Consider the following 15273-nt stretch of genomic DNA (forward strand, 5'->3'; position numbering starts at 1 on the left):
CCCGCTGCGGGCGGGCGTGATCAACAATCTATCGGGTAACAGGAAGTTCATCTTGGCCAAGATCATCGTTGTAACCTCCGGTAAGGGTGGCGTCGGCAAGACGACCAGCGCAGCGGCCATTGCCACGGGACTGGCCTTGCGCGGCAACAAGACCGTGGTCATCGACTTCGACGTGGGGCTGCGTAACCTCGATCTGATCATGGGTTGCGAGCGGCGCGTGGTCTATGACCTGGTCAATGTCATCCAGGGCGAGGCGGGCCTCAACCAGGCGTTGATCCGCGACAAGCGCACCGAGAACCTGCATATCCTTCCCGCCTCTCAGACCCGCGACAAGGATGCGCTGACCCTCGAGGGTGTCGAGAAGGTGCTCAACGATCTCGCCGAGGATTTCGACTACATCATCTGCGACTCCCCGGCGGGGATCGAGCGTGGCGCCCAGTTGGCGATGTACTTCGCCGACGAGGCGGTGGTGGTGACCAACCCCGAGGTCTCCTCGGTGCGCGACTCCGACCGTATCCTCGGGCTCTTGTCGTCGAAGTCGCGGCGCGCCGAGCAGAATCGTGAGCCGGTCAAGGAGCACCTGCTGATCACGCGCTACAACGCCAACCGGGTCGACGACGGCGACATGCTCAACCTGGAGGATATCCGCGAGATCCTGGCGATCGAGCTGATCGGCCTGATCCCCGAGTCGGAAGCGGTGCTGCGCGCCTCCAACCAGGGTGTGCCGGTGGTCCACGACGACAACAGCGACGCCGGTCAGGCGTATCTGGACACGGTCGCGCGGCTGATGGGTGAAGAGGTGCCGCTGCGTTTCCATGCGGCGCAGAAGCGGAGCCTGATCTCGCGCATGTTCGGAGGAGGGGGCCGCCGGTGAGACTACTCGACTTTCTCAAGGGTGAACGCAAGAAGTCCGCGTCGGTCGCCAAGGAGCGACTGCAGATCATCGTCGCGCACCAGCGCGGCCAGCGCGGCCAGCCCGACTACATGCCGATGCTGGAGCAGGAGCTGCTGGAGGTGATCCGGCGCTATGTCCAGGTCGACCAGGATGCGATCAGCATCAGCCTCGACAGCGACAACGACTGCTCGGTGCTCGAACTCAACGTGACCCTGCCCAACCGCGATTGAGCCGCCACCGAATCGCGCCCCGGGGGCATGAGTCGCGCCCGGGCGTGTGCTAGGCTTGCGCTTTTGCGCAGGCGGAGAGCGGTATGGCCAAGGCCAAGGCGGCACTGACTTTTCTGTGGCACGACTACGAGACCTTCGGCGCCGACCCCCGGCGTCACCGCGCCTCGCAGTTCGCGGCCATTCGCACCGACGCCGACTTCAATCCGATCGGCGAGCCGCTGACCCTCTATGCGCGCCCCGCGGATGACGACCTGCCGCACCCCCAGGCCTGTCTGATCACCGGCATCACGCCCCAGGCGGCGCTGCGCCGGGGCCTGCCCGAGGCGGAATTCGCCGCACGCATCCTGGCCGAGATGAGCGTGCCGGGCACCTGCTCGCTGGGCTACAACAGCCTGCGCTTCGACGACGAGGTGAGTCGTCATCTGTTCTACCGCAACCTCTTCGACCCTTACGCCCGCGAGTGGCAGAACGGCAACTCGCGCTGGGACCTGATCGACGCGGTGCGCGCCTTCTACGCGCTGCGCCCGGACGGCATCGAGTGGCCGCAGCGCGAGGATGGCGCGCCCAGTTTCAAGCTCGAGCACCTCACCGCCGCCAATGGTATCGAGCACGCCGGGGCCCACGATGCGCTGGCCGACGTGCGCGCGACCATCGCCCTGGCGCAACGGCTGCGCGCGGCCAATCCCAAGTTCTTCGAGCATCTGCTGTCGCTGCGCGACAAGCGCCGGGTCGCGACGCTGCTCGATGTCGAGGCGCGCAAGCCGATGCTGCACGTGTCGCGGCGCTACCCGGCGAGCCGCGGCTGCAGCGCGCTGGTGGTGCCGCTGGCCAAGCATCCCAGCAATCCCAACGGGGTGATCGTCTACGATCTGGCGGTGGACCCGGCGCCGCTGGCGTCGCTGTCGCTGGAGGAGATCAAGGCGCGACTGTTCGTCAGCGAGAGCGAACTGGCCGAGGGCGAGTCGCGCATTCCGCTCAAGGTGGTGCATCTCAACCGCAGCCCGGTGCTGCTGCCGATCGCCGCGGTGGACGCCACGGTGGCCGAGCGCCTGAGCATCGATCGCGCCCTGTGCGAGCGTCACTGGCAGACCCTGCTGCAGAACCCGGAGGCCGCCAGCAAGGCGGCTGCGGCCTTTGCCGATGGGCCCGCCGAGCCGCCGCGAGACCCCGACCTGATGCTCTACTCCGGCGGTTTCTTCTCGCCGCATGACCGTCAGGCGATGGAGCGGGTCCACGCCACGCCGCCGGAGGCGCTGGGCCAGACCGGCTTCGCCTTCCAGGATCCGCGGCTGGAGGAGATGCTGTTCCGCATGCGTGCACGCAGCTATCCAGAGACGCTGGAGAGCGAGGAGAAGGCGCAGTGGGAGGCCTTCCGCTGGTCGCGGATGAACGATCCGCAGAGCGGCGCCTTTACCCTCAAGGAGTTCGCGCGTGAGATCGAACGGCTCAACCAGACCGCGCTCGACGCGCGCGAGCGTCAGGTGCTCGAAGAGCTGGTGATGTACGTCGAGTCGATCATGCCGGAGCAGGCCTTCGACGCTTATTGATGGCGGGCGCTGCCATCCATCGTCGCAGCAGCCGATGAAGACGTCCGCGTACTGCCTGCCCGCACGATAGCGATCACCATCACACGATGCACAGCGCCCCGGCCATGGCCGGGGCGCTGCGTCGTCGTGGGTGGGTCGCCGCTCAGCGCGGCAGCGGGGTGAAGCCGCGGGTCAACGCATCCACGTCGCTGGCCTGGTCGCCGGGATCGGCGGTGATGCGCAGGGCCGGATGCTGGCGCAGCGCCTGCCACGCCTGCTCGAGCGCCTGTGGGGTGACCTCGGCGACCGCCGCGGCGAGATGGCGGCGACGCTCGAAGTCGACCTCCGGGTAGGCCAGGTTCTGCCACAGGCGGTTGGCGCGCTCCTCCAGCGACTGATCGCGGGTCAGCAACTGTTGGCGTACTGCCTCGCGGTAGGGCGCTAGCTCACTCGCATCGAGCGCGCGGATGCGCTGATCGAAGTGTGTCAGGAAGGCGTCCATGCGCGCGTCGATCTTGGTGCTGTCGGCACTCGGGGACTGCACCAGCAGGCTCAGCCCGGGAGCATCGAGCAGCGGTGCGTAGCCGGCGTTGACGATATAGCCGAGCTGCTCGTCGGTGCGCAACTGGGCGAAGAAGGGCGGGCCGATCAGTTGACCGAGCACGGCCAGGCGCGCCTGGCTGGCCAGCGAGCGGTCAGGGCCCTGGAGATAGCGCAATACCGCCGAATCGTCGCGGGCCGTGTTGGGATGCAGCACCGGGGCATCGGCCGGGACCTCGAGCGCGGTGAGCGGCGGAATGTCGTCGGCGTGCAGCCGCGGCTGCAGCGCGTTGGCCACCAGCAGGCCTTCGCGTTGCGCCAGCTCGGCATCCAGGTTACCCACCGCCAGGCCCTGCAGGTAGATCTGGCTGAGGAAGCGTGTGCGATAGTCGCGCACATCCTGCAGGTCGATCTCGTCGAGCGCCGCGAGCATGTTGCGGGTGCTGATCTGCGGGCGCATCAGCGCCTCGCCCAGGGTGCGCTGCATCTGCTGGTAGAGTGCATCCTGGGGCGCGTTGCGCCAGCTGCGCGCCAGCCCCTGCTTGACCCGGGCGAGGCTGTCGGCGCTGATCTCGCCGTGCTGGAGCTGCTCGATCACGGTCTGCATCAGACGCGCCTGGTGGTCGCGCCAGCCGGAAAAGGCCAGGGTGATGCCACGGCCGTGGGCATAGGCGACGAACTCCTGGCCCGCCAGCGAGGCGGGGTAGAAGCGCTCGTTGAGCCCATCGTTGAGCCAGCCCGCCAACAGCCGCGTGAGCACGGCATGGCGCGCATCGCTGGCGGCCTGCGGGGACTGCAGACTGAAGCGCCACTCGACCCGGGGGGCGCCGAAATCGCTGTCCGCCTGGTGCCAGAGCTCGACACTCGGGGTGTCGACGAGGCGCTCGGGGGCGGCGGCGGGAAAGGTCTCGACGCTCAGGTCGTCGGCAATATAGGGATTGGGCTCGGGCAGCCCGAGGCCGTCGAGGGGTTGCGCCTCAGGCCACTGCGAGACCCGCGTCAGGGTATAGGGCGCGCCAAAGTAGGGCGTGGTGTGGTCGCCCTCGACCTCGGGGCCGCTATAGACCCGCAGCAGGTTGTCCGGGGTGAGCCGGTCGAGCAGCGCGGTGATGGCCGCAGGGTCGAAGCGATCCATGCGATAGGGCGCATACTGCACGTCGGCGAGGGGATAGTAGGCGAGGCTCATGGCCAGGTTGCTCACCGTCTGGATCGGCTCCTGGCGCTGCTGGAAACGGAACGACTGCTGCGCCAGGTCGGCCTGCTCGCGATAGCGCCATGCGTCCACGCCCTGGTCACGCAGACGCTGGATCTGATCGAACAGGCTGGCCTGGATCTGGTCGAGATGTGCGACACCTTCGGCGGTGAGGCTGATCGAGACGTCGAACAGGGCGTGGCGGCCGTCGGCCTCGCGGGTGCCGGCGGAGAGCCCGTCGGCCCAGCCCTGGCGACGCAGCGCGGCGAGCAGGCTGCCCTCGCCCTCGTGGCCGAGGAGGTTGGCGACGTAGGCATCGGGCTTGTCGGCATAATCGTCGATGGGGTCGGCGATCGGGAACAGGAACTCGACGCGCTGACGGCTCTCGTGGGTCTTGACCCGCAGGCGCGCAGGCAGCTGGCCGGGCAGCGCCAGCGGGGTGTCGATCTCGGGGCGCGAGAGGTCGTGATCGGCGATCGCCGCGAAGCGGCTGCGCACCTCCTGTTCCAGCGTGTCCAGCGAGGCGGGGGCGAGCACCGCCAGGTGCATCACGTTGGCATCGTAGTGGGCACGGTAGAAGTCGACCAGCGCCTGGCGCAGCGGGCGCTGGTCGCTGTTGAGGGTGTCGAGGTTGCCGACCGAGAAGTGGTTGATCGGATGCTCGGGGTTGAGCGCCTTGCCCAGCGCCTCGGCGATGCCGCGGGCATCGTCGGCGCGGCGCGCCTGGTACTCCGAGTTCACCGCGTGGCGTTCACGGTCGACGTAGTCCGGATTGAACTGGGGCGAGACGAAGAACTGGGCGAAGCGATCCAGCGCCTCGGGGAAGGCCTGAGGGTCGACATCGAAATAGAAATTGGTGTCCTGGGCCGCGGTGAAGGCGTTGTGCGAGCCGCCGTTGCGCTGGATGAAGCTCTGGTAGCCGTCGGGGTCAGGATAGCCCGCGGTGCCCAGAAACAGCATGTGCTCGAGGAAGTGCGCCAGCCCCGGCATGTCGGCGGGGTCGTTGTCGCTGCCCACCGAGACATCCATGGCCGCCGCCGCCTTGTCGGCCTGGGGATCGCTGATCAGCAGCACCTCGAGCCCGTTGGCGAGGGTGAAGGCGCGGTAGGCGCGGCTGTCGTTGGGGCTCTGGATCGGCGCGTCGCCGGTCGCTGGCGGCGCCTCGGCGGTGGCTGTCTCGGGCGTTGGCGTCGCGGCGGCCTGGCAGACGCCGAGCAGGGTCATGAGGCCGAGTCCGGCCAGCCAGGCGCAGGCGGACGCGCGCGATATCCGGGGGTGAGGCATGAATGCTCCCTGTCTGTCTAAGAGGGTGTTCACAAAAGGTTTGCGCGGACTCGGCGTCCCCAACGAATCGCTGTATTGCAGGGTAGTGGTGCGCCAGCCCGGTCGAACACTCGCCTAACCCCATGTTATGTCTCGTGCGACGCGTTGCTTCGAGTCTGCGTTCCATGCGCCTTGCGCTTCATCTCGCTCGTCGATGTATTCAGCGTTTCCCTAAGTGGGTGCAATCGGAAATGAGTCGAACACGATGTGCCAAACAACCACGTGCGCGCTAGGCGGACCACACCTGCATCGGGCCGGTGGGATAGGCGCACGCCCAATCCTGGCGAGCCGGATCGTTGATCCGCTTGGAGACCGGAAAGGCGCCTAGAAGTTCCGGCGGCGCCGGGGTCAGCCACTCCCGCGCCTGGGCCGCCGACGTCGCCTCGGCCAGCCAGGTGTCCAGGGCTGCCAGGGGGATGATCGCCGGCAGGCGGTCGGTGAGCGCGCCGAGGAAGGTCGAGGTGGGCACCGTGATCAGGGCGAAGGAGTCACGCTCGGGGCCGTGGTCCTGGCGGTAGCGGGTCCACAGGCCGGCCAGCAACAGCGGCGCGCGCTCGGTCTGGGTCACCAGATAGGGCTGCTTGCCGCGCACGCTCTGCTGCCACACGAAGACCCCGGTCACCGGGACCACGCAGCGCCGGGTGGCGAACGCCTCGCGGAACATCGGGCGGCTCTCCAGCGATTCCGCACGGGCGCAGTGCGGGGCATTGTCGAGCACTTCCAGCCACTCGGGCGTCAGGCCCCAGAAAGCGTCGCACAGCCGCGTGCTGTCGGCTTCCCGGCGCAGGATGGAGGTCCACTGCCGCGGTGCCACGTTGGGGCTCAGACGCGGCCGCTGGAGGTGGCCCACCGTCGCCAGCGACGGATGGCGCGTCCAGTCGTCGATATGTAGGCGACCGGCCATGATCTCTCCCGGGGTGATGAATCGAGTGCGTTGAATCGAGGGCGTTGCCAGCGTTGGGCGGAGTCTAGCACGCCGGCCCTGGCGGGGCCTCGTCGCGATGCCGACGGCGCTGGCAAAAGCCTCGCGAAATCGATGTGTTAGCCGTATGGACGCTTGCGTTTGCAGAGATTACCGATATGCTGGGAAACGCTGTTCGATTTTAAATCGACAACAACATTCCCGCACCCGGCGGGGCGTAACAGCGACTCATGATTTTCCGAGCGAGGGATTCGATGGCTCGACCCCGACAGCACGCGCCCGAGGCGCTTCATGCCCAGGTGATGGCGGCATGTGATGCCTGGTTGCAGGGCAATTCGGTGCATACGCTGTCGCTGCGTTCGCTGGCGCGGGACGTGGGCTGCGCGCCGAGCACACTGCTCAAGCTCTACGGCAGCTTCAGCAATCTGCTGCAGTACGTCAACATCGAGACCCTCGATCGTATGGGCGCGGCGGTTGCCGGGCTCGAGGAGGCCGAGCCGGAGCCGCAGCTCAAGGCGCTGGCCACCGCCTACTGGCAGTACGCCCATCACGAGCCCTATCGCTGGCAGATGCTGTTCGAGTATCCGCTGGCGGAAGAGGGTGAACTCGACGAACGCCAGAACCATATCATCGAGGCGCTGTTCGTGCGCGTCGAGGCGGCGCTGCGGCGGCACCAGCCGGCGCTCTCCGCGGTCGAGGCGCGGCGTATGGCGCGCACCCTGTGGGGCAGCGTGCACGGCCTGGTACAGCTGGGGCTCAATGACCGCCTCGGCTACTGGCAGGGTCAGCCGATGGAGGTCGGCGAACTGCTCGACCAACTGCTCTCGACCACCCTGCGCGGCCTGCGGCACCTGCCGGACGCAACGTGAGCCGTGCGCTGCTCGCGCGACGCCGCTTCGCGCCCTTCTTCTGGACCCAGGCGCTCGGCGCCTTCAATGACAACCTGTTCAAGAACGTCCTGCTGCTGCTGCTGACCTTCGTCGCCGTGCCGCGCTACGGCTGGGACACGGGTCTGCTCACCAATCTGGCGGCGGGGCTGTTCATCCTGCCGTTCTTCCTGTTCTCCGCCTGGGGCGGCACCCTCGCCGATCATCTCGACAAGCAGCGCCTAGTGCGCCGGCTCAAGCTGCTCGAGCTGGTGACCATGCTCGCCGCGGCCGCGGCGGTGTGGTTCGAGCTATTCGCGCTGCTGCTGGCGTTGCTGTTCATGATGGGCACCCAGTCGGCGCTGTTCGGGCCAGTCAAGTACGCCATCCTGCCGCAGCATCTGGCGGCGACCGAGCTGGTCAAGGGCAATGCCTGGGTCAACCTGGGCACCTTCGTCTCGATTCTGCTCGGCACGCTGCTGGCGGGGGTGCTGGCGTCCCTCGATGGCGCCCTGGGCCGTGCGGCGATCGCGCTGGCCCTGGTCGCGGTGGCGCTGGCCGGGCTGGTGGCCAGTTTCGGAGTGCCACCGGCGCCGCCCAGCGCCACCGGCCGGGTCGCCTGGCGTCCGCTCTCGGGCACCCTCGAGGTGATGCGCGACGGGCTGCGCGGGCGCCGTCTGCGTCTGGCGCTGATCGGCATCAGCTTCTTCTGGTTCCTGGGCGCCTGCTATCTGACCCAACTGCCAGCCTGGGTACGCGATGTCGCCCACGGCGAGGAGGGCGCGGTCAGCTTCCTGCTCGGCGCCTTCGCACTCGGGGTGGGCGCTGGCGCGCTGCTGTGCGCGCGGCTCTCGGCCGGGCGCCTGGAGCTGGGGCTGGTGCCGGTCGGGGTGCTGGTGATCGGGGTCGCGGGAATCGAGCTGGCGGGAACGGCGGTGTCGGCCCAGGCGCCACTGCCGCTGGTCACGCTCCTGGGCAATACCGAGTTCTGGCGCATGAGCACGCTGCTGGCACTGGTCGGCCTGGGTGGCGGGCTCTACAGCGTGCCGCTCTACACCTTGATGCAGCTGGCCAGCCCCGAGGCGCACCGGGCGCGCATGATTGCTGCCAACAACATTCTCAACGCGCTGTTCATGATCGGCTCGGCGCTGTTCGGGATCGTCGTGCTCAGCCTGCTGTCACTCTCGCTGGCGACGCTGTTCTACTGCCTGGGTTGGGTCGCGCTGCTGGTGGGTATCGGCCTGCTGATCTGCAACCCGCGCCCGGCGCTGCGCTTGTCGATCTTCGTGCTGGTGCGCCTGCTCTATCGGCTGCGCTTTCGCGGTCGCCACCATATCCCCGCCACCGGCCCGGCGCTGGTGGTGTGCAACCACGTCAGCTTCATGGATGCGCTGGTCCTCGGCGGTGCCTGCCCACGGCCGCTGCGCTTCATGATGGACCGGCCGATCTACGAGTCGCCCTGGCTCAACTGGTTCTTCCGTATCGCCGGCGCCATCCCGGTGGACTCCGATCGTCGCGATCCGGGCGGCGTGCGCCGCGCCCTCGACGAGGTCAGCCGGGCGCTGTGCCACGATGAGGTAGTGATGATCTTTCCCGAGGGGCGATTGACGCCGGATGGTGAAGTGCACGCCTTCCGTCGCGGTCTGGAACTGGTGCTGGCGCGCAATCCGGTGCCGGTGGTGCCGGCGGCGCTGGGCGGGCTGTGGGGGTCATGGACCTCCAACTGCGGCGGCAAGGCGTTGAGCAAGTGGCCACGCCGGGTGCGCGCCCGGGTGGTCCTCGCCTTCGACGAGCCGGTCAATGCCCGTGAGGCGACCCGGGGGCTGCTCGAGGCACGGGTGCGGGAGCTCAAGCAGCGCGCCGATGAAGAGCTGGCCCAGCGTCGCGGTGGTCTGATCTGATCCCTTCGCCGGTCCCGGCGCTGGCGACGGCCCTGAGGGCTACTCGCCGCTGCGCCGCCTGACCCCCTGCTGCCAGCAGCGTACCGAGGTGATCAGATTCTCCTTGATCTCCAGAATCTCCAGTCGGGTGGTGCCGATCTGCAGGCAGGCCGCGGCGTCGGGGAAGGATTCGAGCTGTTCCAGAATCAGCCCGTTGAGGGTCTTGGGGCCGTCGGTGGGTAGCTGCCACCCCAGTGCCTTGTTGAGTTCGCGAATATTCGCCGTGCCTTCGATCACGTAGGCGCCGTCGGTCTGCGGATGGATATCGCGATAGGTGCCGGCCACGTCGGTGGTGAACTCGCCGACGATCTCCTCGAGGATGTCCTCCAGCGTCGCCAGTCCCTGCACGTCCCCATACTCGTCCACGACCACGCCGATCCGCCGCTTCTGCTGCTGGAAGTTGAGCAGTTGGGTGTGCAGTGGGGTGGATTCGGGGATGAAGTAGGGCTCGCGCGCCTCCTGCACGATCGCCGCCTTGGTGAGGTCGGGCTTGGTCAAGAAGCGAGAGGCGTTGCGCAGATGCAGGATGCCGACGATGTCGTTGATGTCGCCCTTGTAGATCGGCAGGCGGGTGTGCTGGCTCTGGCGCATCTGGGCGAGCAGGGCATCGAGGTCGTCGTCGAGATCGAGCCCGACCACTTCATGGCGCGGCACCATGATGTCGTTCACGGTGACGTTCTCTAGGTCGAGGATCGACAGCAGCATGGCCTGGTGACGGCTGGGGATCAGTGGCCCTGCCTCGTGGACTACGCTGCGTAGCTCATCGCGGGTGAGGTTGTCCTTGCCCGCCTCGAGCTGCTTGACCCCGAGCAGACGCAGCAGATTGTTGGAGATCGCGTTGACCAGCCACACCAGCGGGTAGAACAGGCGCAGCAGCGGTGCCAGCACCAGCGAGGCGGGCAGGGCGATACGGTCGGGCTTGATCGCGGCATAGGTCTTGGGGGTCACCTCGCCGAAGATCAGCACCACGATGGTCAGCGCCAGGGTGGCAATGGCGGGGCCGGAGACATCGCCGAAGAAGTGGATGGCGACGATGGTGGCGATGGAGGCGGCCAGGTTGTTGACCAGGTTGTTGCCGATCAGGATCACCCCGAGCAGGCGGTCGGGGCGCTTGAGCAGCTCGACCACGCGTTTGGCTGCGCGGCCGCCGCTGTTGGCCTGGTGATTCAGGCGGTAGCGGTTGATCGACATCATGCCGGTTTCGGAGCTGGAGAAGAAAGCCGACAGGCAGACCAGCACGAAGAGCAGGCCCAGCATCAGGCCCAAGGGTATGTCGTCGTTCAAGACGGCGCTTTCCTCTTGTTCGTTGAGACGCACCCGGCCTCGCCGAGACGCCGGCAGGGGCATCGAGACGGGGTCGGCATCACGGCCGCGAGCCGGTCGCTCGTTCGAGCTTGGCCCGAGAGCGGCGCGCGCGCAACCGCCAAGCGTCGATGGCCCGGCGTGAACGTGGCATCAGGCGTTGTAGTGGAAAATGTACTCGAGTACGAACTTGGTGCCGAAGAAGGCCAGCACCAGTACGCCGACGCCGGCCAGCGTCCAGCGTACCGCCTTGGGTCCGCGCCAGCCGAGGTAGTGATGACCGGCGAGCAGAGCGGCGAAGATCAGCCAGGCGAGCATCGACAGGATGGTCTTGTGGGCCAGGTGCTGGGCGAACAGGTTATCGACGAACACGAAGCCGCTGACGATGGCCACCGTCAGCAGCAGCATGCCGCACCAGATCAGTTCGAACAGCAGCTGCTCCATGCGTGTGAGCGGAGGCAGTACCTGGACGATGCCCAGGGTCTGGCGCCGCTTCAGCGCATGGTGCTGGAACGCCAGGAGCACCGCCTGTACCGCGGCGATGGCGAAGAACGAAAACGCCGCGATCGAGCTGAGGATATGGAAGTAGAGGCCGGGGGAGATCCCCGATTCGGTCATGGTGCTGGGCATGCCGATGGCGCCGACGATGGTGACGGCGGCCACCGGGAAGACGCAGACGCCGGCATTGAGCACCGGCTTGAACAGGCTGAACAGCAGCAGCAGTGCCACCACCACCCAGCCGATCAGCGTCGCACTCTGGGTCAGCCCCATGTGCAGCCCGCGGGCGCCGAGCAGGGTCAGGCCGACCACCACGCCATGGCAGAGCAGCGCGATCACCCCGGCGGTGCGCACCCAGCGCGGGCGCTCGGCGACGCGCCGGGCCAGGCTCAGGCTCTGCCAGAGTCCGGCGGCGAGATAGCAGACGATAGCGACCAGGGCGAAGGGAAGCGCCGGCATCGGTGTCAAAGCCTCATGGAGCGGCCGCGAGGCGTCCGCCCGAACGGTGAAGGAGTATCGAAATCAATCCTGTGCATAGCGTCGGCCACTATACCCAATCGACGTCGCTGCGCCCAGCCGTGACCCTCGCTGCAGGGGATGGGCCGCCCATCCCGCATCGGCACGTGGAGAGACGTGGCGCTCACGCGTATAATGGTCGGCCACATTCTTTTTCAGCGGCGCCGCGATCCCCTGGTCGAACCCTGCGGTGCCCGGCATCGCCGCCCGGAGCGTTCCATGTTCGAAAGTCTCTCCAATCGCCTGTCGCAGACGCTGAAGTCGATCACCGGCCAGGCGCGCCTGACCGAAGACAACATCAAGGACACCCTGCGCGAAGTGCGTCGCGCCCTGCTCGAGGCCGACGTCGCGCTGCCGGTGGTCAAGGATTTCGTCGATCGTGTGCGTGAGCGCGCGGTGGGCCAGGAGGTCTCCAAGAGCCTCTCCCCTGGCCAGCAGTTCGTCAAGATCGTGCAGCAGGAGCTGGAAGCGATCATGGGCCAGGCCAATGAGGCGCTGAGCCTCAAGGGCACACCGGCGGTGGTGCTGATGGCGGGCCTGCAGGGGGCGGGTAAGACCACCTCGGTGGCCAAGCTGGCCAAGTACCTGCGCGAGCGCGAGAAGAAGAAGGTGCTGGTGGTCTCCGCCGACGTCTACCGCCCGGCCGCCATCGACCAGCTCGAGACCCTGGCGCGGGAGGTCGAGGTCGACTTCTTCCCGTCGACCAGCGCCGAGCAGCCGGTGGCGATCGCCGAGGCGGCGATCAAGCACGCCAAGATCCAGTTCCACGACGTGGTGCTGGTCGACACCGCCGGTCGCCTGGCCGTGGACGAGGCGATGATGGCCGAGATCCAGGCGCTGCACCGGGCGATCCAGCCGCAGGAAACCCTGTTCGTGGTCGACGCCATGACCGGTCAGGATGCCGCCAACACTGCCAAGGCGTTCCACGATGCGCTGCCGCTGACCGGGGTCATCCTGACCAAGGCCGATGGCGATGCGCGTGGCGGTGCCGCGCTCTCGGTGCGTCACATCACCGGCAAGCCGATCAAGTTCATGGGCATGGGTGAGAAGGTCGAGGCGCTGGAGCCGTTCCACCCCGATCGCGTCGCCTCGCGCATTCTCGGCATGGGCGATGTGCTGTCGCTGATCGAGGAGGCCGAGCGCAACGTCGACAAGGGCAAGGCCGAGCAGCTCGCCAAGAAGGTCAAGAAGGGCCAGGGCTTCGATCTCGAGGACTTCCGCGATCAGCTGCAGCAGCTCAAGAAGATGGGCGGCATGGGCGGTCTGATGTCGAAGCTGCCCGGCATGGGGCAGATGGCCGAGATGGCCCAGAACAAGGGGGCCGAGCAGGAGTTCGGCAAGCTCGAGGCGCTGATCAACTCGATGACCCCGCAGGAGCGGCGCAAGCCGGAGATCATCAATGGCTCGCGCAAGCGGCGCATCGCCACCGGCGCCGGTCTTCAGGTGCCCGATCTCAATCGTCTGCTCAAGCAGCACAAGCAGATGCAGAAGATGATGAAGAAAGCCGGCCAGAAAGGCGGCATGCAGAAGATGATGCGTGGCATGTCGGGCATGATGGGCGGCGGTGGCCCGGGTGGGCCCGGCGGCGGTATGGGGGGAATGGGCGGCATGGGTGGCGGCGGCGGTTTCCCCCGGCGCTGAGCCGGCTGCCCGCGCCCGCCTGGCGGTGGCGAACCTCAACAAAAGGTTTCCAATTGGCGGGCTTTTCCGTAGAATGCTGCGTCTTCGTCTCGGGCCTACGCCCGGGAAGACTCAATTCCGTGGCGTAACGATTCACTTAACCGAAGGATTATCAACGCAATGGTTACCATTCGTCTGGCACGTGGTGGCGCCAAGAAGCGTCCCTTCTATCACCTGACCGTCAGCGACTCTCGCGTTTCCCGCGACGGCCGCTTCATCGAGCGCGTCGGTTTCTTCAACCCGATCGCGCGCGGTCAGGAAGAGCGTCTGCGCGTCGATCTCGACCGCGTCGCTCACTGGGAGTCCCAGGGCGCGCAGGTCTCCGACCGCGTCGCTGAGCTGGTCAAAGAAGCACGCAAGGCCCAGGCCTGAGTTCGAGCGTGATGTCGGCAGCGGCGCATGACGACGACCCGCAGCAGGTGCTGCTGGGCCGCCTGACCAGCCCGCACGGCGTCAAGGGCTGGCTCAAGGTCTATTCGTACACCAGCCCGGCCGAGGGCATCTTCGACTACCCCGAGTGGGTGTTGACGCTGCACGGCCAGCGCGAGACGCGCAAGCTGCTCGAGGCGCGGCCGCAGGGCAAGGGTCTGGTGGTGCGACTGGAAGGTGTCGATACCCGCGAGCTGGCCGAGCAGTGGGCCGGCGCCGATGTGTCGGTGGCCAAGTCGGCACTACCGACGCTGGAGAGCGGCGAGTTCTACTGGCATCAGCTGGAAGGGCTCGACGTGGTGACCCGCGAGGGCGTCAGACTGGGCCGGATCGATCATCTGTTCGAGACCGGTGCCAATGACGTGCTGGTGGTCAAGCCCGGTACCGACAGCGTGGACGACCGTGAACGGCTGCTGCCGTTTCTGCCCGACGACGTGATCGTCGCGGTGGATCTCGCCGCCGGCGAGATGACGGTCGATTGGGACCCGACGTTCTAGTCTCCCGCGCAAGCGGGGTCGAGAGCGCGGCAGGGGAGGAGAAGCGTACCGTGTGGATAGGTGTCGTCTCCCTGTTCCCGGAGATGTTCGAGGCCATTACCCGGCACGGTGTGACCGGTCGGGCCGTGGAGCGAGGTCTGCTCGAGATGGCCTTGTGGAATCCTCGGGACTACGCCACGGACAGACATCGCACGGTCGACGATCGCCCTTACGGTGGGGGTCCCGGCATGCTGATGAAGGTGGCGACACTGCGTGCGGCGCTCGATGATGCCCGCCGCAGTGCCGCCGCCGAGGGCCGGCGCCCGACGGTGATCTACCTCTCGCCGCAGGGCCGGCGTCTGGATCAGGCCGGCGCCAGGGAACTGGCGGCCCGCGAGAGTCTGATCGTGGTCGCCGGGCGCTACGAAGGTATCGACGAGCGCGTGGTCGAGGCCGATATCGACGAAGAGTGGTCGATCGGTGACTATGTGCTCAGCGGCGGCGAGCTGCCGGCGATGGTGCTGATCGACGCCCTGTCCCGCGAGGTGCCCGGCGTGCTCGGCCACAGCGACTCGGCGAGCGAGGACTCCTTCGCCAGCGGCCTGCTCGATTGCCCGCACTATACCCGCCCCGAGGTGATCGATGGTCACCGGGTGCCGGAGGTGCTGCTCAGTGGCAATCACGCGGCGATTCGACGCTGGCGCCTGAAGCAATCTCTCGGACGCACCTGGCTCAGGCGTCCGGATCTGTTGGAGAGCCGAACGTTGGACCGCGAGCAGCAGCAGCTACTCGACGAGTTCATCGAGGAACACGTCGCACGCGACGGCGGTGCATGAGGCGAGACGCCTGCATGCGTCACTCACAGTCCGATTCCGCGCCGGTTCAGCGAACTCGCGCCGGGATTACGGAGCCGCCCCCAGGGGCACTCCTCTCAACCA

The 15273-nt window shown here is 67.3% G+C and carries 13 protein-coding genes; 9 read left to right on the forward strand and 4 right to left on the reverse strand.

Going from position 1 to position 15273, the window contains the following annotated elements:
- The first annotated feature begins 52 nt into the window (after positions 1–52).
- The 3 genes from minD (at position 53) to sbcB (ending at position 2672) form a co-directional block, all read left to right on the forward strand.
- Positions 53–874, forward strand: coding sequence for a septum site-determining protein MinD (minD, locus tag DOM66_RS12355; protein WP_110674749.1), 822 nt, complete (start codon positions 53–55; stop codon positions 872–874).
- On the forward strand, positions 871–1125 hold the full coding sequence (gene minE, locus DOM66_RS12360; RefSeq protein ID WP_035475350.1) for a cell division topological specificity factor MinE: 255 nt from the start codon (positions 871–873) through the stop codon (positions 1123–1125). The genes minD and minE overlap by 4 nt, the downstream gene beginning before the upstream one ends.
- Positions 1126–1208: 83 nt before the next feature.
- Positions 1209–2672, forward strand: coding sequence for an exodeoxyribonuclease I (gene sbcB, locus DOM66_RS12365; protein ID WP_110674748.1), 1464 nt, complete (start codon positions 1209–1211; stop codon positions 2670–2672).
- A gap of 142 nt (positions 2673–2814) precedes the next feature.
- Here the strand turns inward: sbcB and DOM66_RS12370 are convergent, their stop codons facing one another.
- A complete protein-coding gene (locus DOM66_RS12370; RefSeq protein ID WP_110690351.1) occupies positions 2815–5667 on the reverse strand; it encodes an insulinase family protein in 2853 nt (950 codons plus the stop codon).
- A gap of 268 nt (positions 5668–5935) precedes the next feature.
- Positions 5936–6610 (reverse strand): SOS response-associated peptidase, encoded by a 675-nt coding sequence (locus DOM66_RS12375; RefSeq protein WP_110674746.1) that lies wholly within the window; start codon positions 6608–6610, stop codon positions 5936–5938.
- 272 nt (positions 6611–6882) lie between these two features.
- Here DOM66_RS12375 and DOM66_RS12380 point away from each other — a divergent pair, with 272 nt between their 5' ends.
- Together DOM66_RS12380 and DOM66_RS12385 are read left to right on the forward strand one after the other, a co-directional pair.
- Positions 6883–7497 carry a TetR/AcrR family transcriptional regulator gene (locus DOM66_RS12380; RefSeq protein ID WP_110674745.1) on the forward strand — a complete coding sequence of 205 codons (615 nt, stop codon included), beginning with the start codon at positions 6883–6885 and terminating at the stop codon, positions 7495–7497.
- Positions 7494–9395, forward strand: coding sequence for an MFS transporter (locus tag DOM66_RS12385; RefSeq protein WP_245392430.1), 1902 nt, complete (start codon positions 7494–7496; stop codon positions 9393–9395). Before DOM66_RS12380 ends, DOM66_RS12385 begins: the two co-directional genes overlap by 4 nt.
- A gap of 39 nt (positions 9396–9434) precedes the next feature.
- Here the strand turns inward: DOM66_RS12385 and DOM66_RS12390 are convergent, their stop codons facing one another.
- Together DOM66_RS12390 and DOM66_RS12395 are read right to left on the reverse strand one after the other, a co-directional pair.
- Positions 9435–10718 carry an HlyC/CorC family transporter gene (locus DOM66_RS12390; RefSeq protein ID WP_110674744.1) on the reverse strand — a complete coding sequence of 428 codons (1284 nt, stop codon included), beginning with the start codon at positions 10716–10718 and terminating at the stop codon, positions 9435–9437.
- A gap of 171 nt (positions 10719–10889) precedes the next feature.
- Entirely contained in the window at positions 10890–11693 is an 804-nt protein-coding gene (locus DOM66_RS12395) for a cytochrome C assembly family protein (protein ID WP_110690353.1), read from the reverse strand.
- 276 nt (positions 11694–11969) lie between these two features.
- Here DOM66_RS12395 and ffh point away from each other — a divergent pair, with 276 nt between their 5' ends.
- The 4 genes from ffh (at position 11970) to trmD (ending at position 15171) form a co-directional block, all read left to right on the forward strand.
- Positions 11970–13391: a signal recognition particle protein gene (ffh, locus tag DOM66_RS12400; protein ID WP_110674778.1), complete on the forward strand. Its 1422-nt coding sequence runs from the start codon at positions 11970–11972 to the stop codon at positions 13389–13391.
- Between the two features lie 159 nt (positions 13392–13550).
- Entirely contained in the window at positions 13551–13802 is a 252-nt protein-coding gene (gene rpsP, locus DOM66_RS12405) for a 30S ribosomal protein S16 (RefSeq protein WP_110674742.1), read from the forward strand.
- A gap of 11 nt (positions 13803–13813) precedes the next feature.
- Entirely contained in the window at positions 13814–14356 is a 543-nt protein-coding gene (gene rimM / locus DOM66_RS12410) for a ribosome maturation factor RimM (protein ID WP_110674741.1), read from the forward strand.
- 50 nt (positions 14357–14406) lie between these two features.
- Positions 14407–15171 (forward strand): tRNA (guanosine(37)-N1)-methyltransferase TrmD, encoded by a 765-nt coding sequence (gene trmD, locus DOM66_RS12415; RefSeq protein ID WP_110674740.1) that lies wholly within the window; start codon positions 14407–14409, stop codon positions 15169–15171.
- Positions 15172–15273 lie beyond the last annotated feature (102 nt).

This window comes from Salinicola endophyticus (assembly GCF_003206575.1).
Lineage (GTDB): Bacteria > Pseudomonadota > Gammaproteobacteria > Pseudomonadales > Halomonadaceae > Salinicola > Salinicola endophyticus.